This window comes from Defluviitalea raffinosedens (assembly GCF_016908775.1).
Lineage (GTDB): Bacteria > Bacillota > Clostridia > Lachnospirales > Defluviitaleaceae > Defluviitalea > Defluviitalea raffinosedens.
Genome location: NZ_JAFBEP010000028.1, coordinates 1 through 16,733 on the forward strand (window position 1 = coordinate 1; position 16,733 = coordinate 16,733).

The following is a 16,733-nucleotide window of genomic DNA, read 5'->3' on the forward strand; positions in this document are numbered from 1 at the left end:
GGAATTGATTGGGTTTTATTTGGTGTGCTGTTTAGTTTTCAAAGATCGATGATGTTATTTGGTATTTATTTCTTCGCGTTTTTCGCGACAACGAAGAATATCTTATCACATCTTTTTTGCTTTGTCAACACTTTTTTGATTTTATTTTTTCATCCAATCTGTAGCATTTGTGGATGAGCTTGTCAAATCGTGTCGACGAATGCTATTATAACAAGATTATAATTTCTTGTCAACACTCTTTTTCATTTTTATTTTGCTCAGAAAAAGAGTCTATTATTCATGGTCCCAGAACTTACGTTTTTGCGACCACGGATTGTTATTATATAAGATCCAATTAGAAAAGTCAACTATCTTTTTAATTTTATTTCGAATAAGTCAAAAGATCATCTCATAAAATTAGGTAGGAGATCAGTAAACTTCCGTAAGGAGTGATACCATGAGCAAAAAGATTTCTTCTTTAAACGAAGAGCTCAATAAACAACAAATCAATTTAATCATCGTCTTGTCTTTGATTGGTTTTTTCTTATATATCTTTATTAATATTTTATTTCCTTATGCAGGCACTTTATCTGTTATATTCTTAGCTATTACGGTGGGATTAATGCTATATAGTTTGATTTCCAAAAATAACACTTTATTATGGTATGCTTTAGTCTCTGTAATCATATCAATCATTTTAGCTCTTTGGCACCACCCCTTTTTTTCATAAGAAAAAGTTTTCCTTGTATGTAATAAAAAAATAAGCACAGAAATCTGTGCTTATTTTTTTATTAATTTATTTATTTAACATTAGCTTTTGCCATTTCTACTAATTGAGCAAAACCTTTTTCGTCATTAACAGCCATATCAGCCAAAACTTTTCTATTGATATTAACTCCAGCCAATTTTAAACCATTCATAAATTTGCTGTAGGAAAGACCGTTAATTCTAGCAGCTGCATTAATTCTTGTAATCCATAATTTACGGAAATCTCTTTTTCTTTGTTTTCTTCCAATATAAGCATAGTTTAAAGATTTCATAACTGCTTGTTTAGCAGTTCTGTATTGTTTAGATTTTGCACCTCTATATCCTTTAGCTAATTTCAAAATTCTTTTATGTCTCTTCTTAGCATTTAATCCGCCTTTAACTCTTGCCATGTTTTAGACCTCCTGTTCTATATATATAAATCTTATCGATATGGTAATAATTTTTTCATTTGCTTTTCGTTTGTAGCGTCAACTATACCTGCATGTCTGAGGTTTCTTTTTCTCTTTGTAGTCTTTTTAGTTAAAATATGACTTTTATTAGCTTTTGCTCTTTTTAATTTACCTGTTCCTGTAACTTTAAAGCGTTTTGCTGCTCCTCTATGTGTTTTCAATTTAGGCATTGTTTAAGTTCCTCCTTTTAATGATTGTATATAATATACGTTACATTTGTTTTGGTGTAACGATTATTATCATGCTTTTACCTTCCATTTTAGGTTTCTTTTCAACTTCTCCAAACTCTGAAACTGCTTGTGCGAAGTTTTCCAAGATTTCAATTCCTTTTTGTGTATGAGCAATTTCTCTTCCTCTAAATCGCACAGAAACTTTTACTTTGTTTCCATCTTTCAAGAACTTCATCGCATTCTTGATTTTAACTTCCAAATCATGCTTCTCAATATTAGGGGACAATCTGACTTCTTTCACATTGATCACTTTCTGCTTTTTACGAGCTTCTTTTTCCTTTTTAGCCAAATCGAACTTGTACTTACCATAATCCATAATACGGCAAACAGGTGGATTCGCTTTAGGCGCAATTTTAACCAGGTCAAGATTTCTTTCATTCGCCAGCATCTGCGCTTCTTTAGCAGAAACAATTCCTATTTGCGTTCCATCCACATCAATGAGTCTCACTTCTTTGTCCCTAATTTGCTCATTAATCATTAACTCGCTAATAACCGAGCACCTCCCAATAGTATTTAAAACTTATATATAATAAAAAAAGCGGATAGAATCTATCCGCTTCAAATACACCTTAAAGAGTAAACATATATCATAATAATTATGACATACTTTCTCATTTAATCATGTATGAACCCTGTCGACTTAATGCGCAAGGTGAGAAACGGATGTTTCTACTTTTTTAATTAACATATCCTAAGAAACTATAGCATTATTCTATAGAGTTGTCAAGTCCTTGTGTATCAATTTTTTTAGATGCTATTTCATCTTTAATTCTTTCTATGAAATCAGATAATGCTTGTGCCCCTTCATCGCCTTTTGCACGGCTTCTGACTGACACCTTGCTTTCTTCTTGTTCTTGTTGTCCCACAATCAGCATATATGGAATTCTTTGAAGTCTTGCTTCACGAATCTTATAACCTATTTTTTCAGCTCTGTAATCCGCTTCAACTTTGATACCATTCTTCTCCAGTTGTTCTACTACACTTTGGGCGTATTCATGATATTTTTCAGAAATAGGAAGAACTTTAACTTGTACTGGCGCAAGCCATGTTGGGAAAGCTCCTGCAAAATGTTCAATCAAAATACCGATAAATCTTTCGATACTGCCAAATACAACTCTGTGGATCATAACAGGACGATGTTTCTCTCCATCCTGTCCAATATATACTAAGTCAAAACGTTCTGGCATCTGAAAATCTAATTGGATGGTTCCACACTGCCATGTTCTTCCCAGGCAGTCTTCTAAATGAAAGTCGATCTTTGGACCATAGAATGCTCCATCGCCTTCATTCACGATGTAATTATATCCTTTTTCCTCTAATACTTCTCTTAATGCCGTAGTTGCTCTTTCCCAATCTTCATCACTTCCCATACTGTCTTCAGGTCTTGTGGATAGTTCAACATGGTATTTGAATCCAAAAACATTATAGAATTCATCTATAAGATTGATTACATTTTTAATTTCATCTTTGATCTGTTCAGGCAACATAAAGATATGGGCATCATCCTGTGTAAAATTACGCACCCTCATAAGCCCATGAAGAGCACCGGATAATTCATGACGATGAACTAAGCCAAGCTCTGCCAGTCTAACTGGTAAATCTCTATAAGAGTGCATTTTTGTTTTATAAACAAGCATGCCTCCAGGACAGTTCATTGGCTTTACTGCATAATCCATATCATCAATCTTAGTTACATACATATTGTCTTTATAGTGATCCCAGTGTCCTGATCGGTGCCATAATTCCTGATTTAAAATGATAGGCGTACTAATTTCCTGATAGCCTGCTGCTTTATGTTTTTCTCTCCAATATTCTATCAATGTATTTCTGAGTTCCATTCCTTTAGGCAGGAAGAATGGGAATCCCGGACCTTCTTCCATTAATGCAAAAAGTTCTAACTCTTTTCCGAGTTTTCTATGATCTCTTTTCTTAGCTTCTTCTAATTTATTAATGTATTCATCCAGATCTGCTTTCTTAGTAAATGAAGTTCCGTAGATTCTTGTAAGCATTTTATTATTTTCATTGCCTCTCCAGTAAGCCCCTGCTACGGATAAAAGTTTAAAAGCCTTTACTGGTTTTGTAGACATAAGGTGGGGTCCCGCACATAAATCTACAAATTCTCCTTGCTTATAGAAAGAAATTATTGCATCTTCAGGAAGATCGTTGATTAATTCAACTTTGTAATCTTCTCCTCTTTCCTGCATCAATTGAATCGCTTCAACCCTTGGCAATTCAAATCTCTCAATTGGTAAACTTTCTTTTACAATATTCTTCATTTCCTTTTCGATTTTCTCTAAATCTTCCGGGCTAAAAGGTTGCTCCGTATCAAAATCGTAATAAAATCCGTCCTGGATAGAAGGACCAATGGCTAATTTAACATTTGGGAATAATCTCTTTACAGCTTGAGCTAATATATGAGATGTTGTATGACGAAAAGCATCTTTTCCCTGTTCATCATCAAAGGTTAGAATGCTTAACTCGCAATCCTCTGTAATGGGTGTTCTAATGTCTACCCTTTCATTATTTATAAGTCCTGCACAGGCAACTCTTGCCAAGCCTTCACTTAAATCTTGCGCAACTTCGATAACAGTTACTCCTGATGGATACTCTTTTACACTTCCGTCTTTTAATCTAATTTTAACCAATTTCCTTTCTCCTTCCTTATAATGAATTATTAATTATACAAAAAAACTCTCGCCCTCTTCATTGCGAAAAGGGACGAGAGTATTGTTTCTCCCGCGGTTCCACCCTTATTGTTTCATTGGAAACCTCTTTAAATAATGATGATAACGGGATCACCGAACCGGATTAGGGCCTCTCAGAGGTGGTCTTCGTCAAATTCCGTTTAAAGATACTCTCAGCTTATGTATCTTCTCTCTGTAAACTACCCTTTGACTACTCTTCTCTTCATCGAGTTCAACATTATATTAGTTTTTACAATTATAACACCTTCACATATTTTGTCAAGAAGTCAAATTATTATGCATAAAACTAATTAATTTCATTGGAGTTTAAACAAAATTCACATTTAGGACACAGGGTTACTTTACCTTGAAAAATACTGCTTATAGTTTCAATCAGCGGTTTGTTTTGAATCGCTTCATAATGGTGAATCACTATTTGTCTGGGAGCAATAGTGATCAGGGCACTGACGAGCAAATCATCATAATTGATCTCTTTATCACTAAAATCTTGCTTATATTCCTCTTTGCATCGCTCCGTTATATCGTTTTTATCCTTATCATAAATCTTGAAGCCGCCTTCTTTAAGACCTATAATATGGATAATTTCTTCTTTCATCTCCTGAACGTCTACAAAATATTTTAATAATCTTAAAAACTCTTTGTACTCTTTTTGTGTTTCATATTCACTGACAATATGGCGAACAACCATTTCCAATTTTCCTCTATAATCTTTTAAGCGAAACAGTACAAAACCCTCCAGTAAAAATTCATTGCTGTCCTCAAAAAAGTCCATTAGACGATCCATGATTTCTTTTCTGTAAGAGTAATTGAGTGCATTCGGGTCTTCATTATTTTCATTCTCATAAAAAAATGCTCTAGTCATTTCGAGGATTTTTATTCGTTCAATAGATGCATATTTTTGATAGTGAATTTCTAAAATTTCTTTTACAATTTCAAAGCGGATAAAATCCATAATGAGATTTGTCAAAGCACTGGTTGCATGCAACTTCAATGCATCACTGAAAAAAAAGTTGTAGTTTTGAGCTAGTACATCATCATCAATCTCATAATATAAAAAATCTATATCCCCTTTTTTCGCAATAGTATAGGTGGGAATTAAAGCTTTTGGTGTTATTTTTTCAAACTCTAAACTAATGTACTCTTTAATTTTACTTATATTCGTATAAGCCCCTATGGTAAGCACAATCATAAATGGTCACTCTCTTTCATAAGAATTCCTCCCACCTAGATGCTAAGGCTACCTTCCAACTGAGGTATTCTATCGTTAATAGTATATGCAACAACAAAACTCGGGTTACATTGTCCTTGTAGATTTGGAAAAGTCTCCATTGTACTTCTTTCTTTGTAGGATTAAGGTTATTTTACCACATATGATAAATAAGGACAATTATCGACTTAAATCCTCAATAATTTTTTTCAAATCACTTTCTTCAAAGACATAGGTTCTATTACAAAAATGGCATTTTAATTCCGTTCGATGGTCTTGATCCAAAATTTCCTGCAAATCTTTCACTCCAATGCTCACTAATGCTTTTTCTACCCTTTCCCTCGAGCAATTACAATGAAATTGTGTTGGTATCTTATCCATTATTATAATATCTCCCAGTATAAGCTTAAGAATGTCTTCTGGGCCTTTTCCTTCTTCCAAAAGCTGCGTTACTGACGAAATACTTTTTAATCTGTTTTCTAAATTTTGAACTGTCTCTTCTTCTGCTTCAGGTAAAAGTTGGACGATAAATCCTCCAGCTTGTTTAATAGAAAAATCTCTGTCGACTAATACTCCAAGGGCAACAGCCGAAGGAATCTGCTCAGAGCTTGCAAAATAATACGTTAAATCTTCTGCAATTTCTCCCGAGACTAAACTGATCTGACCAACATAAGGTTCTCTTAAGCCCAAATCTTTAATCACCGTAAGGGAACCTTGTCCTATAGCCGTGCTTACATCCAATTTCCCAATAGAATTTAAAGGAAGATCTACAACAGAATTATACGGATAACCCTTAACATTTCCGTTTCTGTCAGCAGTCACTACAAGCCCCCGTAAAGGACCATTTCCTTTAATCTGAAGGGTAAGTAAATCTTTTTCTCCTTTTAACATTTGACCCATCATCGTTGCAGCTGTTAATAATCTCCCTAATGCAGCCGATACAACAGGACTTGTTCCATGAATTTTACTTGCTTCATCAACAAGATGAGTCGTCACTGCTCCAAATGCTCGAATTTGCTTTTTTGCGTCTGTTGCACGAATAATGTAATCTTCCATATATTTAACCTCCTGCTAAGTTACTTTCCTTTTTCTCTTACAACGAAATAAATCCTGTCACTGTTTTCCTTGGGATCTTCAAAAGTATATGCATCATATACAGCTAAAAACTCCATTCCTGCTTCTTCAACCAAACTCTTTATATCTTCTATGGAATACATCCTTTCATAATGAATTTCTTCAAATTTTGAATAATAATCCTTCTCTGGCTGTTTTATAAAAAGCGTAAGCTGATACTCATTAATGCCATCTTCTTCACTGTAATAATTATCCCAAATATAAGCAGCTTCATCCAAATTTTCTGCAAAAGTATTTTCCCCCAAGATGTATTTATACTTATATTCTGTATTTAGATCAAAAATAAAAAGCCCTTTGGGGTTAAGATAATTATTGACCCATTTAAAGGTTTGAAGCAATCCTTCCCGATCTGTAATATAATTTAGACTGTCACAGACACTGATAATACAATCGACTGTTCCGTATAATTCAAATTCTCTCATATCTTGATGGAGATAGAGAATATCCACATTGTTTTTCAATGCTTTTTCTCTCGCTATGGAAAGCATATCTTCCGACACATCTATTCCAATCATCTCAATGCCTTTTTTAGCAAAAAGCGTTGTCATGTTTCCTGTTCCACAGCCTAATTCTGCCACCAATTTAGGATCACAACCAAATTTTCCCCAAATTTCTTCAATATATTCAACCCATTCATCATAAGGAACTTCCTTCATGAATAAATCATATACCTGAGCAAAACTCTGATATGCTTCCACCATTTCACCTTCCTGCCTTAGACTTATCACCATTTTTGCACTCAATTATTATAAAACAATGGTCGAAAATTGCAACAGGCCCAGAATTAATTCTGAGCCTGTTGTTTCATTTCTTTTTTTCTTTTTGTCATTAAACCGCCAATGCGACCAGTTTCCTTTGCCGTTAAGGACTTCCATCCACCTTCTTTAACCTTATCCAATAAACCGAGTTCGGATGCAATTTCATATTTCAGTTTATCATCTTCCGTCATAGGCTTATTTTTCTTAGTTTCTTTCGTTCCCTTACTCATCTCATCACTCCTTACATTAAGAAGTATGTATAGGTCTAAAGTAAAATATACATTAGAATTGGAAAATGTTTCGAAAAATATTTGACATATTCAAAATTGAGTGATATTATATATAAAACTTCATAAGCTTCACAGGATAGAGGCGCATTTTTCAAGAGTATATATATGGATGTATGTAGGTACAGATGAAGTATATAGAAAGGGGAAAATGCCGAAGGAGAAAAATCCTGCAGTTTTTCGTCCTGGTTTTGCAGTGAATAACTGCACGACTGTCATCAGTAGTGTTATAATATTACTGATGGAGAGCTATCTGTGAAAGGGTTTGTATTTGGTTATATAGATTTATATAGCTGCTATACAATCACATTCACAGTTGGCTCATGCCAGCTTTTTTATTTTCCCAAAATTATTAAACAAACATTAAATGATTTTAAATAAATTTAAGGAGGATTATTAATGAAAAAGATTAATTTAGCTGTTGTGGGTGCTACTGGAATGGTTGGAAGGACTTTTCTAAAGGTACTTGAAGAAAAAGATCTCCCAATCGAAAACTTTTATCTTTTTGCTTCAGCGCGTTCCGCTGGAAGCAAATTGACTTTTAAAGGTAAAGAATACACAGTTGAAGAATTGACTGAAACCTCTTTCGACCGCGGAATCGATATTGCTCTATTTTCAGCCGGGGGGGGTACCAGTCTCAAATACGCTCCAATTGCTGCCAGCAAAGGCTGTGTTGTAGTAGATAACAGCTCTGCCTGGAGAATGGATCCTGAAGTGCCTCTTGTAGTTCCTGAAGTTAATCCTGAAGATATTAAACTCAATAAAGGAATCATTGCTAATCCAAATTGCTCTACGATTCAGGCAGTTGTAGCATTAAAACCTTTACATGAATATTATACTATTAAACGCATTGTTTATTCAACTTATCAGGCAGTTTCCGGTGCAGGTATGGGTGGCTGGACAGATCTTGAAGAAGGACTAAAAGGAAACCCTCCAAAGAAATTTCCTCATCCGATAGCTAATAACTGTCTTCCACATATAGACGTGTTTACAGAGAATGGTTATACAAAAGAAGAAATTAAAATGATTCAGGAAACAAGAAAAATTCTTCATGACAACAATTTAAGAATTACGGCTACTACAGTTCGTGTACCTGTATTTAACAGCCATAGTGAATCTATTAATGTTGAATTTGAAAAGCCTTTTGAACTTAATGAATTAGTAGAAGTCTTGAAAAAAGCACCTGGAGTCGTTGTACAGGATGATCCGGCAAATAATGTATATCCTCTGGCTGCTAATGCTACTGGAAAAGACGAAGTGTTTGTTGGACGAATTCGCAGAGATGAAAGTGTTGAAAGCGGCGTGAACCTTTGGGTTGTTGCGGATAATATCAGAAAAGGTGCTGCATCTAATGCTGTTCAGATTGCAGAATTATTAATTAAAGACATGCAATAAGAAAGGATGATTATTATGGAGATTTTCAGAGGTTCTGGCGTTGCAATCGTTACCCCTTTTAAAGAAAACGGTGATATTAACTTTGATCTTCTCGGAGATCTTATAGAATTTCAAATTCAGAATCAGACTGATAGTATCATTATCTGTGGTACCACTGGAGAATCTTCTACTTTAAATGATCATGAGCATTTAGAATGTATTCGATATACTGTGGATAGGGTAAATAAACGGGTTCCCGTTATAGCCGGAACAGGCAGTAATGATACTGAATATGGTGTTTTTTTGACCAAAAAAGCAAAAGAATTAGGGGCGGATGCCTGCCTTCTGGTTACTCCGTACTATAATAAAACCACTCAAAAGGGGCTAATAGAACATTATACTTACATTGCTAAAAAAGTAGATATTCCTCTTATTTTATATAATGTTCCTTCAAGGACCGGCTTGAATATTACTCCAAAAACCGCTTATGAATTATCTAAAATAGATACAATTGTAGCAATTAAAGAAGCCAGTGGAAATATTTCTCAAGTTGCAGAAATAATTAATTTATGCGAAGATAAATTAGATGTATATTCCGGAAACGACGATCAAATCGTTCCCATCCTTTCTCTGGGCGGAAAAGGTGTCATATCTGTTCTTGCAAATGTAGCACCAAAGCAAACCCATGATATGGTTATGGAATATTTAAACGGAAACGTTGAAGAAAGCAGAAAAATTCAGATTCAAATGATTCCTTTAGTAAAAGCTCTATTTTCTGAAGTAAATCCTATTCCGGTTAAGGCAGCGCTGGAACTTATAGGCTATCCTGTTGGTGCTTGCAGAATGCCTCTTACTACTATCGAAGATGATCATTTAGAACTACTGAAAAAAGAAATGAAAAACGCAGGATTACTTGGATAGACTAAAAAGTGCAGAGGTATTTTTCCCCTGCACTTTTTTCGAAAGGAGATTATATATGATAAAAATCATTATGCACGGCTGTAACGGAAAAATGGGTCAAGTCATTTCTTCACTGGTTGATGACAGTGAAGATTGCATGATCGCGGCAGGAATTGATCCGAATGTAAGCAAATCAAATCCCTATCCGGTTTTCAACAAAATTGATGACTGCGATATTCATGCGGATGTAATCATCGACTTTTCTACTGCAACGGCGGTGAAACCTCTGTTAGAATATGCCCTTGTAAAACAGCTTCCTGTGGTTATATGTACTACAGGATTGTCAGAAGACATGATAGACCTTATTAAAAAATCCGCAAAGAAAATCCCCATTTTCTTTTCTGCCAATATGTCCCTCGGAATTAATTTATTAATCAGCCTTGTAAAACGTGCATCTGAAATACTATCTGATGCGAATTTCGATATTGAAATTATTGAAAAGCATCATAACCAAAAAATAGATGCTCCCAGTGGCACTGCCCTTGCATTGGCAGATGCCATCAACGAGGCATTGGATCATCAATACACATACAAGTATGATCGTCATTCTGAGCGCAAAAAACGCGACAAGAAAGAAATAGGTATTCATGCTGTAAGAGGCGGTACTATTGTGGGTGAACACTCTGTCATTTTTGCCGGAAAAGATGAAATCATTGAATTAAATCATACAGCAATGTCAAAAGAGGTGTTTGCTGTAGGCGCCCTAAAAGCCGCAAAATTCTTAGCAGGTAAAGCTCCTGGATTATATAATATGGATCATCTGATTAATCAATAAATAAGGAACGCCCTCAGGCGTTCCTTTAAAATTCTATTCCTTTTCTTGCTGCAATTCCTTGATTAAAAGGATGTTTAACTGCTTTGATTTCAGATATGTAATCTGCTCTTTCTTTAACCCCTTCTGGAAGTCTTCTCCCCGTAAGTATGACTTCTATTTCTTGCGGCTTACGGTCTAACAGATCACATATTTCCTTTTCGCTGATTATATTATTTTCTATCGTTGCTAATACCTCATCTAATATGAGTATGTCACATTCTCTTGTATCCAGGACTTTCTTAGCAAAATTAATGCCATTTATAATTTCCGTTTTTAATTCTTTCTTTTCTTCTTCATTGAGATTCCAGAAAAAATCCCGGGGCTTTTCAAAACGAAATACCTTAAAATCTGGTTCCAACTTTTTTAATGTTTCAAGTTCTCCAGTCGAAGAAGATTTTAAGAACTGTATCATAATCACTTTTAAGCCTTGTCCAATAGCCCTTATTCCTTGTCCAATGGCTGCCGTTGTTTTACCTTTTCCTTCGCCGTAATAAACTTGAATCAATCCTAAATTCATCGTTTTCACCTCACCTTCCCATTATAGTATTATGTTCCTACGATTTCAATTATAATTTCATATCTTTGTCCATAACAAAGAAAAACATCTTTTTATAATCAGAATAAAAAGATGTCTTTCATGTTCCTGTCATTATGAATTGCTTAAATCATTGATAATTTCATCTTGCTTATTATTATCTTGATCTATTTCCATTTTTGAAATGGAAACCTCATAAGCAACCTTAGAAATCACTTCTCCACTCTCCAGCTTCTTTTGGTAACTTCGACTCTGAATTCTTCCCCATACTTTTAAATGATCCCCTACTTTCAAATACTGTGCGTATTTTGCATTTCTTCCCCAGGCAATGCAGGGAATATAATCGGACTTATGATAGGATCGATTAACAGCAAGCAACATATCTGTTATTTCCCTTCCAAAAGGGGTTGTTCTGTAAATGGGATCTTTGCAGATGAAACCATCCAGGAATATTTGATTGACATATTTTATTTCATCCTGATTTTCCAAAAATTTGATATCAAGTGTAAAAATCGTAAGAATCAATCGGTTTTTACCTTGATCATATTGATTGTACGAACGAAACTGTCCCTGGATTTCAACGACCTCATTTAACAATTCTTTCTTATCCGCCAGAAGACGTTCCGAAATCGTTACAGGAAGTGTATCTGAAATCTCACTTAAGCGAGGTATCTCTACTAAAAAAGTATAAAACCCCTCTCCATAAACTCGATGGCTAAATTTGATATCTTCAACCACTTTCCCTACAATCGTTACCTGGTTGTTTTGCACAAGATGCTCAGTCACTACTCTCACCTCTCCCTTATTATCCTTATGTTCTTTAATTGCTTTTTCTATCATTATCATCTTTATTCCCTATTTTCTCTTTTTAGAAGTATTTTTTTATAAGTATTTTATTCGGAATCGCAACATCATTAATCAATGCAGCAGTAATAGCTGCCAACGCACTATAAACTTCCTGATCGTTTTTGAGAGGTAATGTAACAGAAAACTCCTGGGGTTCCAATTCTCTGCCGCTGAAAGTTGTTATCGTCCTTTGCACACAACATTGAACCCGTCTGCTAAACTCGTCCTCCTGTATACTGGAAGCCGTTATACTTGCTTTGGGATTAAAGCCATAAGTAATCAAATGAGTTTTATTACCCTTTAATAATTTAAATACACTTCTGTCATCTACATTGACTATACTTACAGCATCTTTAGCCAGTGTAAAAAAAAGTTTTCTCTCTTCAGAATACAAGGCATTGTAGTTATAATCTTCCTCAGTTCTTCCCATGGTGTAGATCAGAACATCAAAATCAACATTGGAAAACCAGTTGTTAACAAGCCCTTCTTCGGTAATTTTAACAATAAGCATTTCTATATTACTTTTACTTAATGCGTGAATATACTCTTGAAAAGTAATTTCTTTATTATGAAGCCAAGTACTTAAGTTCTCTTTAAGTACACTGACTTTCATTCCCGAACTTTTACACAATTGAGCCAAAAGATTAACAGCAGCCGTTTTTCCATGGTTTCCAAGTATGCCTACTTTCACCATATAAAAGCTCCTTTTTTGTCAAAATTCGATACTACTAGTTTTCGTATTATGACTTATAGTTATGTATATATTTCGTCAAAATCTGTCTTGAATTTCTGACTATATATGAATCAATTGGTAAAGTGGATAGAACCAAAAAAGCAACTATTTAAATGAAATATCGAACTAGATATTGCATATTTTTAAAATAATGATACAATATATAGTACACTATATCCAAATTGTGGAGGAAGCAATAATGAATCTTAGTAATTTACTTTTTCGCCATTACACAAAAGAATTAGAAAACTCATCTAAAACAGTTTATGATTTATTTCAATGGAAAACCGTTGATATAAGAATCATGGACTATAATACAGGAAAAGTCATAACCAATATGGAAAATGTCGAATTTCCTGAGCACTATTCGCAATCTGCCTGCGATATTATTGCGAGTAAATATTTTAGAAAAAAAGGAGTCCCTAACGACAGAGGATATGAATACTCCTTAAAACAAGTAGTACATAGAATGGTATCCTTCTGGGTAGAAGCAGCTCTTAACGAAGGTTTATTCGATGAAAGCAAAAAAAGTATTGTCTACGATGAATTGGCATTTATGATGCTGAATCAGATGTGGGCACCCAACAGTCCTCAGTGGTTCAATACAGGATTAAAAATGTCATATGGCATCGATGGACCTCCTCAAGGACACTATTATTATGATGAACATTTAAAAGATGTGGTGTTAGCAAAGGATGCTTATACAAGAACTCAAGGATCCGCCTGTTTTATCGTAAGTGTCGAAGACTCATTGCTGGGAGATAAATCTCTGACAGATCAACTGGTCACTGAAACTCGCCTGTTTAAATACGGTTCTGGAGTTGGAAGCAACTGGTCTTCTATCAGGGCAAAAGGAGAACCCCTGTCAGGAGGAGGAAAATCCTCAGGACTTTTAAGCTTCTTAAAAGTATTCGACCGTAATGCTGGTGCCATCAAATCCGGTGGAACCACCAGAAGAGCTGCAAAAATGAATGTATTAGACATCGACCACCCTGAAATTGAAAATTTTATAACCTGGAAAGCAAAAGAAGAAGATAAAGTGGTTGCCCTGGGCAAAATGGGATACTCTACTCACTTTGACGGGGAAGCTTATGAAACCGTATCCGGTCAAAACGCAAACAATTCTGTGCGTATAACGGATCAATTTATGAATTTATTAAGCGATAAAGATGCTACATGGACTTTGAAAGGAAGAATTGATTCCAGTATCAATTGCGAAGTGCCTGTTGCAAAACTTTGGAATGACATTGCTTACTCTGCGTGGCGATGCGGGGATCCTGGCGTTCAATTCGATGATACCATAAATGCCTGGCATACATGTCCTGCCGGAGAAGATGGAAAACTGAATGCAAAGCATAACAGAATCAATGCAAGCAATCCCTGTTCAGAATATATGTTTTTAGATGATACGGCATGTAATCTTGCAAGCATTAATATTGTAAAATACTATGATGCTGAAAACGATGTTTTTGATGTCGAAGGATACCTGCACACCATCAAAATGGTGCAAATTGTGCTGGAAGCAACCATCCACTGGGGACAATTCCCCACAAAGGATATTGCAAGAAAATCCTATCACTTCAGAACAACAGGCTTAGGTTTGACCAATCTCGGTGCACTCTTTATGTTAATGGCAAAACCTTACGATTCTGAAGAATCAAGAAATATCGCTGCTTCATTAATGAGTATATTGACAGGTTATTCCTATTATATTTCTTCTTTATTTGCCAAAGAAGTCGGGCCCTTTACTTATTTTGATATCAATAAAGAATCCATGCTTAGGGTAATTGGCAATCATGCGAAAGCTGCCAACTATGATGAATGTGAAAAAGATTTCGAAGGCCTGAATTATAAGCCGATCGTAATAGACCATCAGCTTCTTGTTAAAGAAGGTTACAGAAATATATCGGACTGCCTAAAAGTGGTCTGGGAAAAAACATTAGAGAGCGGAAAAACCAATGGTTTCAGAAATGCACAAGTTTCTGTACTTGCTCCAACCGGGACCATTGCCTTTGCCATGGACTGTGCAACAACTTCCGCTGAACCCTTCTTCAGCCATGTTGCCTATAAAAAGCTTGTTGGGGGCGGAAGTATGGAAATTATTAATCCAATCATCCCCATAACCCTGAAAAAACTAGGATACACCAAAGAGCAAATTGACGACATTGTAAATTATGTCTTAAGAAAAGAAAGCAAAAATGGTTTTGACATTATCGTTGATGGTAAAATTGAAGGGGCACCACACCTTAAAGAAGAACATTATCCTATATTTGACACGGCAAACCGCTGTGGTACAGGTAAGAGGTATATATCTCCTGAAGGCCATGTGAAAATGATGGGAGCATTAACACCTCATATTTCAGGTGCCATAAGTAAAACAGTTAATTTACCCAATGATGCCACTGTAGAAGATATTAAAAATATTTATCTCTTATCATGGAAGCTAGGTGTTAAGGCTATTGCGCTTTACAGAGACGGCTGCAAAGCTTCACAGCCCCTTAACACAACGATTGATCAGGAGAAAGAAACAAAGATAGAAGATTTAACCTATCAAGAACTGCTGGAGTATGCAAAGAAAAAGCAATTTGAATATAAACCAGTCAGAATCAAACCAAGCGGCATTCGTAAAGCCCATGTTCACGAAGCTGAAATAGGTGGTCTTAAACTATACATTACAACTTCTTTTTATGAAGATGGAAGACTTGGAGAAATATATGTGGCTGCCGGACGTCAGGGATCTCTTGTTAAAGGTTTGCTTGACAGTTTATCCACCACGATTTCAGAAATGCTTCAATACGGTGTTCCTGCTCAGGATATCGCAAAAATGTATCGTGGTCAGAAATATGAGCCCAGCGGTTTTATAGCACGTCATCCTTATATCAAAAGTGCAGATTCAATTTCAGATTTAATCAGTAAAATTATTGAAATCGAATTAGGAGATTATTCTCATTGTCAGGTAAAGCCTGATGAAACTGATACAATATTGAATACCAAAATTGAACCAGTTACTCCTTCTCCAGGCAATTCAAGCAATAACCCTGAAATCATCTACGGAGAAGTTTGTGCCAACTGCAAAAGCACTAAATTAGTAAGAAACGGCACCTGTAAAGTATGTATGGACTGCGGCACTACAACAGGATGTAGTTAAGAAATCATACTAAAAAGGATTACCAATAGATGGTAATCCTTTTTTTACTGTACATAAGGATATTCGAAATCTATAGGGTCTTCAAAAGGATCTTGAAGGTCTGCATCCAGGGTACTGTCTTTAGTGGTATCCACATAGCTGGGAGGTACTTTTCCGCTCAGAACTTTATCCAATAAAATAACTTTTCTTGTTACTCTTATCTGTTCCGACGCCAGGGGGACAACTACCTGAACCCTTGTATCCACATTAAGCCATACAGTATGATTGATTTGGTTAATTCCCGTTGAACGAAATTCCTTATCATAATTAATCGTGGCATCACCGGCTGGAAGTACTTTAATGTTTAATTTAGGCCCAATATTGGCAAAAATCTTACTGTCAGTTAAACTGCCTAAGGGAATCGCCAGAGAAGTTTCTGAAAGACTTTCAAGTTCTTTCGATATTCCTACTACTATATCCGCACATAATTCATTGATCTTCGGTGAATTAATTGTCCATGAGACTATGTTGCCATTTTCATCATAATCGTATATAACCAAGTCTTGCACAGTGATATTATTATCTTTAAAGGCGTTATTGACTGCTCGACTGATTGCATCCGTAGCTATTGCATTGGCTTTGATATGTGCCATCGTCATAACTGTAGGCATAATTTGCCGATCTAATCTTATATATATAAAAGCAAACAATGTACATATAATCAAAATGAAGATCAATATTTTCAATTTTAAAAGTGCTTTCTTTCTATATTTTTTTGGCTTTTTACCCCTTAGGCTTTTTCTCATCGGATCCCCCCTTATATATAA

17 protein-coding genes, 1 riboswitch and 1 other annotated feature are annotated in these 16,733 nt (G+C 35.3%); of the genes, 5 read left to right on the forward strand and 12 right to left on the reverse strand.

Translation table 11 applies throughout. The features are described 5' to 3' along the window. Positions 1-436 precede the first annotated feature (436 nt). Entirely contained in the window at positions 437-709 is a 273-nt protein-coding gene (locus tag JOD07_RS14085; protein ID WP_158740646.1) for a hypothetical protein, read from the forward strand. Positions 710-779: 70 nt separating this feature from the next. On the opposite strand, the gene rplT is transcribed toward JOD07_RS14085, so the two are convergent. The 8 genes from rplT to JOD07_RS14125 form a co-directional block, all read right to left on the reverse strand. Continuing rightward, positions 780-1,136: a 50S ribosomal protein L20 gene (gene rplT, locus JOD07_RS14090; RefSeq protein WP_158740647.1), complete on the reverse strand. Its 357-nt coding sequence runs from the start codon at positions 1,134-1,136 to the stop codon at positions 780-782. A gap of 32 nt (positions 1,137-1,168) precedes the next feature. Beyond that, a complete protein-coding gene (gene rpmI, locus JOD07_RS14095) occupies positions 1,169-1,366 on the reverse strand; it encodes a 50S ribosomal protein L35 (protein WP_158740649.1) in 198 nt (65 codons plus the stop codon). 40 nt (positions 1,367-1,406) lie between these two features. Next, a complete protein-coding gene (gene infC, locus JOD07_RS14100; protein WP_158740651.1) occupies positions 1,407-1,904 on the reverse strand; it encodes a translation initiation factor IF-3 in 498 nt (165 codons plus the stop codon). Positions 1,905-2,133: 229 nt separating this feature from the next. Then, a complete protein-coding gene (gene thrS / locus JOD07_RS14105; RefSeq protein WP_204614410.1) occupies positions 2,134-4,071 on the reverse strand; it encodes a threonine--tRNA ligase in 1,938 nt (645 codons plus the stop codon). A 66-nt stretch (positions 4,072-4,137) separates the two neighbouring features. Continuing rightward, positions 4,138-4,346, reverse strand: a binding site (T-box leader). Between the two features lie 71 nt (positions 4,347-4,417). Further along, entirely contained in the window at positions 4,418-5,320 is a 903-nt protein-coding gene (ytxC, locus tag JOD07_RS14110) for a putative sporulation protein YtxC (RefSeq protein ID WP_204614411.1), read from the reverse strand. A gap of 198 nt (positions 5,321-5,518) precedes the next feature. Beyond that, entirely contained in the window at positions 5,519-6,394 is an 876-nt protein-coding gene (gene hslO, locus JOD07_RS14115) for an Hsp33 family molecular chaperone HslO (protein ID WP_158740657.1), read from the reverse strand. A gap of 20 nt (positions 6,395-6,414) precedes the next feature. Next, positions 6,415-7,170, reverse strand: a complete 756-nt coding sequence (locus JOD07_RS14120; RefSeq protein ID WP_204614413.1) for a class I SAM-dependent DNA methyltransferase — start codon at positions 7,168-7,170, stop codon at positions 6,415-6,417. 86 nt (positions 7,171-7,256) lie between these two features. Continuing rightward, positions 7,257-7,460 carry a small, acid-soluble spore protein, alpha/beta type gene (locus JOD07_RS14125; RefSeq protein WP_158740661.1) on the reverse strand — a complete coding sequence of 68 codons (204 nt, stop codon included), beginning with the start codon at positions 7,458-7,460 and terminating at the stop codon, positions 7,257-7,259. A 129-nt stretch (positions 7,461-7,589) separates the two neighbouring features. Next, positions 7,590-7,777, forward strand: a riboswitch (Lysine riboswitch). A gap of 139 nt (positions 7,778-7,916) precedes the next feature. Between JOD07_RS14125 and JOD07_RS14130 the strand changes: the two genes are divergently transcribed. The 3 genes from JOD07_RS14130 to dapB are packed head-to-tail and all read left to right on the forward strand — an operon-like array spanning position 7,917 to position 10,626. After that, positions 7,917-8,912: an aspartate-semialdehyde dehydrogenase gene (locus JOD07_RS14130; protein WP_158740664.1), complete on the forward strand. Its 996-nt coding sequence runs from the start codon at positions 7,917-7,919 to the stop codon at positions 8,910-8,912. 15 nt (positions 8,913-8,927) lie between these two features. Continuing rightward, a complete protein-coding gene (dapA, locus tag JOD07_RS14135; protein WP_207756983.1) occupies positions 8,928-9,812 on the forward strand; it encodes a 4-hydroxy-tetrahydrodipicolinate synthase in 885 nt (294 codons plus the stop codon). A gap of 55 nt (positions 9,813-9,867) precedes the next feature. Further along, the gene (dapB, locus tag JOD07_RS14140; protein ID WP_158740667.1) at positions 9,868-10,626 is read left to right on the forward strand and encodes a 4-hydroxy-tetrahydrodipicolinate reductase; all 759 of its coding nucleotides are present in this window, start codon (positions 9,868-9,870) and stop codon (positions 10,624-10,626) included. Between the two features lie 25 nt (positions 10,627-10,651). Here dapB and JOD07_RS14145 read toward each other — a convergent pair whose 3' ends face one another. The 3 genes from JOD07_RS14145 to JOD07_RS14155 form a co-directional block, all read right to left on the reverse strand. Then, positions 10,652-11,182 carry a cob(I)yrinic acid a,c-diamide adenosyltransferase gene (locus tag JOD07_RS14145; RefSeq protein WP_158740833.1) on the reverse strand — a complete coding sequence of 177 codons (531 nt, stop codon included), beginning with the start codon at positions 11,180-11,182 and terminating at the stop codon, positions 10,652-10,654. Positions 11,183-11,314: 132 nt separating this feature from the next. Continuing rightward, positions 11,315-12,040 carry a single-stranded DNA-binding protein gene (locus JOD07_RS14150; protein WP_330576569.1) on the reverse strand — a complete coding sequence of 242 codons (726 nt, stop codon included), beginning with the start codon at positions 12,038-12,040 and terminating at the stop codon, positions 11,315-11,317. A gap of 28 nt (positions 12,041-12,068) precedes the next feature. Beyond that, a complete protein-coding gene (locus JOD07_RS14155) occupies positions 12,069-12,740 on the reverse strand; it encodes a Mur ligase family protein (RefSeq protein WP_158740669.1) in 672 nt (223 codons plus the stop codon). Between the two features lie 238 nt (positions 12,741-12,978). On the opposite strand from JOD07_RS14155, the gene JOD07_RS14160 reads away from it, so the two are divergent. Beyond that, positions 12,979-15,927 (forward strand): vitamin B12-dependent ribonucleotide reductase, encoded by a 2,949-nt coding sequence (locus JOD07_RS14160; protein WP_158740671.1) that lies wholly within the window; start codon positions 12,979-12,981, stop codon positions 15,925-15,927. A gap of 44 nt (positions 15,928-15,971) precedes the next feature. On the opposite strand, the gene yunB is transcribed toward JOD07_RS14160, so the two are convergent. Then, the gene (gene yunB, locus JOD07_RS14165; RefSeq protein ID WP_204614416.1) at positions 15,972-16,712 is read right to left on the reverse strand and encodes a sporulation protein YunB; all 741 of its coding nucleotides are present in this window, start codon (positions 16,710-16,712) and stop codon (positions 15,972-15,974) included. Positions 16,713-16,733 lie beyond the last annotated feature (21 nt).

Excerpts from the sequence above, each read along its gene's own strand:
- JOD07_RS14160 (WP_158740671.1), top strand. The coding sequence starts at position 12,979 with ATGAATCTTAGTAATTTACTTTTTCGCCATTACACAAAAGAATTAGAA.
- JOD07_RS14145 (WP_158740833.1), bottom strand. The coding sequence starts at position 11,182 with ATGAATTTAGGATTGATTCAAGTTTATTACGGCGAAGGAAAAGGTAAA.
- rplT (WP_158740647.1), bottom strand. The coding sequence starts at position 1,136 with ATGGCAAGAGTTAAAGGCGGATTAAATGCTAAGAAGAGACATAAAAGA.
- ytxC (WP_204614411.1), bottom strand. The coding sequence starts at position 5,320 with ATGATTGTGCTTACCATAGGGGCTTATACGAATATAAGTAAAATTAAA.
- dapB (WP_158740667.1), top strand. The coding sequence starts at position 9,868 with ATGATAAAAATCATTATGCACGGCTGTAACGGAAAAATGGGTCAAGTC.
- JOD07_RS14150 (WP_330576569.1), bottom strand. The coding sequence starts at position 12,040 with ATGATAGAAAAAGCAATTAAAGAACATAAGGATAATAAGGGAGAGGTG.
- hslO (WP_158740657.1), bottom strand. The coding sequence starts at position 6,394 with ATGGAAGATTACATTATTCGTGCAACAGACGCAAAAAAGCAAATTCGA.
- rpmI (WP_158740649.1), bottom strand. The coding sequence starts at position 1,366 with ATGCCTAAATTGAAAACACATAGAGGAGCAGCAAAACGCTTTAAAGTT.
- JOD07_RS14125 (WP_158740661.1), bottom strand. The coding sequence starts at position 7,460 with ATGAGTAAGGGAACGAAAGAAACTAAGAAAAATAAGCCTATGACGGAA.
- infC (WP_158740651.1), bottom strand. The coding sequence starts at position 1,904 with ATGATTAATGAGCAAATTAGGGACAAAGAAGTGAGACTCATTGATGTG.
- yunB (WP_204614416.1), bottom strand. The coding sequence starts at position 16,712 with ATGAGAAAAAGCCTAAGGGGTAAAAAGCCAAAAAAATATAGAAAGAAA.
- JOD07_RS14085 (WP_158740646.1), top strand. The coding sequence starts at position 437 with ATGAGCAAAAAGATTTCTTCTTTAAACGAAGAGCTCAATAAACAACAA.
- JOD07_RS14130 (WP_158740664.1), top strand. The coding sequence starts at position 7,917 with ATGAAAAAGATTAATTTAGCTGTTGTGGGTGCTACTGGAATGGTTGGA.
- JOD07_RS14155 (WP_158740669.1), bottom strand. The coding sequence starts at position 12,740 with ATGGTGAAAGTAGGCATACTTGGAAACCATGGAAAAACGGCTGCTGTT.
- dapA (WP_207756983.1), top strand. The coding sequence starts at position 8,928 with ATGGAGATTTTCAGAGGTTCTGGCGTTGCAATCGTTACCCCTTTTAAA.